The sequence below is a fragment of the Victivallis sp. genome, assembly GCF_048170485.1.
Taxonomy (GTDB): domain Bacteria; phylum Verrucomicrobiota; class Lentisphaeria; order Victivallales; family Victivallaceae; genus Victivallis.
Genome location: NZ_DBEXAY010000253.1, coordinates 1 through 4,697 on the forward strand (window position 1 = coordinate 1; position 4,697 = coordinate 4,697).

Below are 4,697 nucleotides of genomic sequence, written 5' to 3' on the forward strand. Positions count from 1 at the left end.
ACTATGCTTTTACTTAATCGATCGAGGCAAATAATCGAATATATGTTCTATATCTCCGGCGCCGATGACCGCGAGCAGGCGGGGGCGATGGGCGGGGAGTGCCAGGGCGGCAGCGGCGATTTCGCGCCAGGTGCCGGGGAGATAGCGGACCCGTTCTCCCGCCGCTGCGGCGAGGGCGGCACTGTCGACCGGACCGGTTTCGCTCCAGGCGGCGAAGACGTCGGTGACGAGGACCGAATCCGCCTTGGCCAGCTCCGCGGCGAACTCCGGCAGATACTTCGCCAGCCGGGCGTAACGGTGCGGCTGAAACACCAGCTGAAGTTCCCGGTCCGGCCAGCGGCGGCGCAACGTCGCGATCGAGCTGGCCAGCTCTGCCGGATGGTGGGCGTAGTCTTCGACGATGACCAGCTCCGGCGAATCGAAGCGGACCGCGAGGCGGCGCGCCACGCCCGGGAAATCCGCCAGCGCCCGTTCCGCCCGTTCCGGGTCGACGCCGAGCAGGGCGGCGGCATGGAGCGCCAGCCGGGCATTCCACGCCTGAAAGCCGATCCAGGGGCCGCAGGGCGCATCCCGGCGCTCCAGCCGGGTTGCGTCCGGATGAAAGCCGAAGAGCCGGTCCGGCAGCGGAGCGCCGTAGTAGAGCAGTTTTTGCGAACGGCGGGCGAAGGTGCGGAAATTCTCGTGCAATGCCTCTTCGCCGCCGACGCTCCAGGCGTGGTCGTCGTCGAGGTTGGGGACGACGCCGAGAAAGGGCGAGACAAGCGTGTGGGTTCCGTCGGACTCGTCAACTTCGGTGATGAAGAACTCGCCGCCCTGCCCCGCCGAGGAGGAGGGGCCGTTCCGCAGGGCCGCGCCGATCAGAAAGCCGGGCGTCAATCCACAGCCGCGCAGCGCGTGCACCAGCATCGCGGTGATGCTCGTCTTGCCGTGGGAGCCGGAGACGGCGACGACCCGCCGGTACTCTCCGGCAAGCTCCGCCAGCAGTTCGCCGCGGCGAAGCTGCGGAATCCCCCGCGCCGCCGCGCGCCGCCGTTCGGGATTCTCCGGCGGAACGGCCGAGGAGTAGACCACCAGTCCGGCGGAGTCCGGCAGATGCGCCGCATCGTGGCCGGCGAAGATCTTCGCGCCGGCGGCGGCGAGACGGGCGGTCTTCGCGTTGAGCTCCCGGTCGGAACCGGAGACCGCGACGCCGCGCTCCAGCAGAATGGAGGCGAGCGGCGCCATCCCCGCTCCGCCGATGCCGATAAAGTGGACGCTGGTTAATTTCATGAATCGCTCTCTCTTCCGCCGGAATGCACCGCTCCGTATCGCACTCAATCCATCTTGAACTGGGTGTCGTGGAGCCGCCGGTAGAGGCCGTTTTTCGCCAGCAGTTCAGCGTGCGAGCCCGCCTCCGCCACTTTGCCGTTCTTGAGCACGATGATGCAGTTCGCGTTCCGGATGGTGCTCAGCCGGTGCGCGATGGCGAAGACCGTCCGGTTGGCCATCACCCGGTTCAGCGCCTCCTGCACGAGTTTTTCGGTGACCGTGTCGAGCGCGCTGGTCGCCTCATCCAGAATCAGGATCGGCGGATTGCGCAGAATCGCCCGGGCGATCGCCACCCGCTGTTTTTCGCCGCCGGAGAGTTTGAAGCCCTTCTCGCCCACTTCGGTGTCATACCCCTGCGCATGACGCCCGTCGACGATGAATTCGTGGGCGTTGGCCAGCTTCGCCGCTTCGATGATCTCCTCGCGGGTGGCGGAGGGGCAGCCGTAGGCGATGTTGTTCGCAATCGTGTCGTTGAAGAGGATCGCATCCTGATTGACCACGCCGATCATCTTGCGCAGCGAGGAGAGTTGGTAGTCCCGCACGTCGATGCCGTCGATGCGGACCGCCCCCCCGGTCACGTCGTAGAAGCGGGCGATCAGATTGGCGATCGTCGTCTTGCCGGAACCGGTTTCGCCGACCACCGCGACCATGTGCCCCTTGGGGATCTCGAAGCTCACGCCGTCGATGATCTTGCGCTCGTCGTAGGAGAATTCCGCCTTGTCAAGCGTGATCCGGTCGCGGAAGTTGGTGAGTTCGACCGCGTCCGGCTTCTCCGGGAGCGAGGTGTCGGTGTCGATCAGGTTGAAGTAACGGTCCGCCGCCGCCATCGAACGCTGCAGCGAAGCGACCACTTTGGAGAGATCCTTGATCGGCTGATAGGCCATGAACGCCGGCGCCAGCAGGGCGGCGAGCTGGGTGACCGAAATTCCCTGGCTGTAGGAGAAGACCAGAAACACCAGAGTGGCCGCCACCGCCACCACCTCCATCGACGGGGAGATCAGCAGCTGGAGCCGGAGCGCCCGGATCACCTGCCGCAGATAGAGCCGGTTGACGTGGTTGAACCGTTCTTCCTCGGCGGCCTCGGTGTTGTACGCCTTGACCACCCGGATTCCGGTGAACACCTCGTGCATCCGCGAAAACACCTCCGCGATGCGGGCGAAACTCTTCTTGTAGACCTTGCGGATGCGGCGGCCGAGGATGTGGATCGGCAGCACCACCAGCGGCACGCCGATCAGCAGAATCACCATCAGCGAGTAGCTGTTGTACTTCTGGCAGGCCACCAGCACCGCCGCAAAGCAGGCGATGATCTGAATCGGCGCGCTGGTGAAGTCGGCGATGGAATTCGAGACCGAGTTTTCGATGGCCGAAGTGTCGTTGGTGCAGCGGCTGATCAGGTGACCGACATCCATGTTGCCGAAGAAACGCATCGACTGGTTGACCAGTTTGCGGAAGATCTCTTCGCGCAGGTCGGCCACCACCTTGGCACCCACCCAGCGGGTACAGTAGTGGTTGATGTAGGTGGCGGCGTTTTTGACCACCCAGGCCAGGACGAAGATCAGCACGTAAATCGCGAAGATCTGCCACGCGACCCGCCCGTCCGCGCCGACCGCTTCAAAGGAGAAGTTCACCGGCCAGTAGACCTGGATCTCGCCGCCCTCCACCTGGTAGGGGAGGTGGTAGCGCTCCGCCGTCTCCTGCGCCTGGCGAAGGATCTTCGCCAGCTGCGGATCCTCCTCCTGCGGATTGACCACCGCCTCGATTGCGGCGGCCTTCTCCGCCTCGGTGAGGCCGGGTTTCTCCAGCGCCCGGAGGATCTCTCCGGTGAGACGCGACGGCGCCGCCTTCGTCTCGACGGCGCTTCCGGCCCCGGCGGGATCGACCACCCCGACCAGCTGCGGAATCATCAGCAGACTGACGAAGAGCGACCCGCCGACCGTCATGCCGGCGAGGATGCCGATGGTCAGGCGCAGCCAGTACGGCCGCGCATACCGGAGAAGCCGGAAGTAACTCTGCGCTTTGAAATCGCGCTCGTTTTCACTTACTCGCCCCATGCCGATTCCTAGGCGAAGAATTTCGCGATGGTATCCACCACGTACTCACGCTGTTCGGTGGTCGATTCCGGATAGATCGGCAGCGCGAGGATTTCGCCGGAGACCTGCTCGCTGACCGGGTAGTCGCCCGGCTTGCCGCCGAGGTTCCGGAAGCAGTTCTGCAGATGGAGCGAAAGCGGGTAGTAGACCGCACAGCCGACCCCCTGCTCCTGCAGGAACGCGCGCAGTGCGTCGCGCCGCCCGCCGGAAACCCGGATGCAGAACTGGTTGTAGATGTGGCGGACCGGATACGCGGCCTCCTGCGGGAGCGCGACCTTGTCCTCGAGCTTCGCCGCGGCGAAGAGCTTGCGGTATTCGGCGGCGTTGTGCTGCCGCGCTTCGGACCACTTGTCCAGGTCGCGCAGTTTGATCGAGAGGACCGCCGCCTGGAGCGCGTCGAGGCGGAAGTTGCCGCCGACGTAGTCGTGCATGTAGGTGCCGCTCTGGCCGTGGTTGCGGAAGATCTTCAGCAGTTTGACCTTCTCCGGATCGTTGCAGGTGACCATGCCGCCGTCGCCGAAGCAGCCGAGGTTCTTGCTTGGGAAGAACGAGAAGGCGCCGTAGTTGCCGATCGAACCGACCCGGCGGCCCTTGTATTCGGCGCCGATCGCCTGGCAGGCGTCTTCGATGACGACCAGATTGTGTTTGCGGGCGATCTCCATGATCGGATCCATGTCCGCGGCCTGGCCGAAGAGGTGGACCGGAATGATCGCCTTCGTGCGCGGGGTGATCTTCTCCTCGATCTTCTTCGGATCGATGTTGAAGGTGACCGGGTCGATGTCCGCGAAAATCGGCGTGGCGCCGACCCGGACGATCGCGCCGACGGTGGCGAAGAAGGTGAACGGGGTGGTGATCACCTCGTCGCCCGCCTTGATTCCCTCGACCATCAGCGAGATGATGAGAGCGTCCGAACCGCTGGTGACGCCGACCGCGCCGGTGCTCCGGCAGTAGGCGGCGATTTCGGATTCGAGTTTCTCCACCTTGGGTCCGAGAATGAAATGCTGGGAATCGCAGATTTCGGAAATTTCCGCGATAATTTCATTTTTCAGCGACGCGTACTGCGCCCGGAGATCAAGCAACGGAACCTGCATGGCAATCCTCCTGAAAATTCCTGACCGTTGAAAATAAAAACAGAACCATTGGATAATATACTCCTGCCGGAGCACCGGCGCGGTCGGCGTCCCCAGCGGTTCGGACGCTCTCATCATCTCGCTGATGGTCGAGGGAATCAAGGCGGGCGACGAGGTGATCACCACCCCGTTCACCTTCTTCGCCACCGTCGGCGCGATCGTCCGGGTC

3 protein-coding genes and 1 pseudogene are annotated in these 4,697 nt (G+C 64.3%); 1 reads left to right on the forward strand and 3 read right to left on the reverse strand.

Going from position 1 to position 4,697, the window contains the following annotated elements; translation table 11 throughout:
• Positions 1-9: 9 nt before the first annotated feature.
• From ACMLHG_RS13130 to ACMLHG_RS13140, 3 genes are read right to left on the reverse strand one after another with little or no spacing between them, the layout of a single operon-like run.
• On the reverse strand, positions 10-1,269 hold the full coding sequence (locus tag ACMLHG_RS13130; RefSeq protein WP_417170779.1) for a UDP-N-acetylmuramate--L-alanine ligase: 1,260 nt from the start codon (positions 1,267-1,269) through the stop codon (positions 10-12).
• 44 nt (positions 1,270-1,313) lie between these two features.
• Positions 1,314-3,359, reverse strand: coding sequence for an ABC transporter ATP-binding protein (locus ACMLHG_RS13135; RefSeq protein WP_417170780.1), 2,046 nt, complete (start codon positions 3,357-3,359; stop codon positions 1,314-1,316).
• An 8-nt stretch (positions 3,360-3,367) separates the two neighbouring features.
• A complete protein-coding gene (locus ACMLHG_RS13140; protein ID WP_294434787.1) occupies positions 3,368-4,489 on the reverse strand; it encodes a DegT/DnrJ/EryC1/StrS family aminotransferase in 1,122 nt (373 codons plus the stop codon).
• Between the two features lie 79 nt (positions 4,490-4,568).
• On the opposite strand from ACMLHG_RS13140, the pseudogene ACMLHG_RS13145 reads away from it, so the two are divergent.
• Positions 4,569-4,697, forward strand: a pseudogene (locus ACMLHG_RS13145) (DegT/DnrJ/EryC1/StrS family aminotransferase); the annotation flags it as partial.

Excerpts from the sequence above, each read along its gene's own strand:
- ACMLHG_RS13130 (WP_417170779.1), bottom strand. The coding sequence starts at position 1,269 with ATGAAATTAACCAGCGTCCACTTTATCGGCATCGGCGGAGCGGGGATG.
- ACMLHG_RS13135 (WP_417170780.1), bottom strand. The coding sequence starts at position 3,359 with ATGGGGCGAGTAAGTGAAAACGAGCGCGATTTCAAAGCGCAGAGTTAC.
- ACMLHG_RS13140 (WP_294434787.1), bottom strand. The coding sequence starts at position 4,489 with ATGCAGGTTCCGTTGCTTGATCTCCGGGCGCAGTACGCGTCGCTGAAA.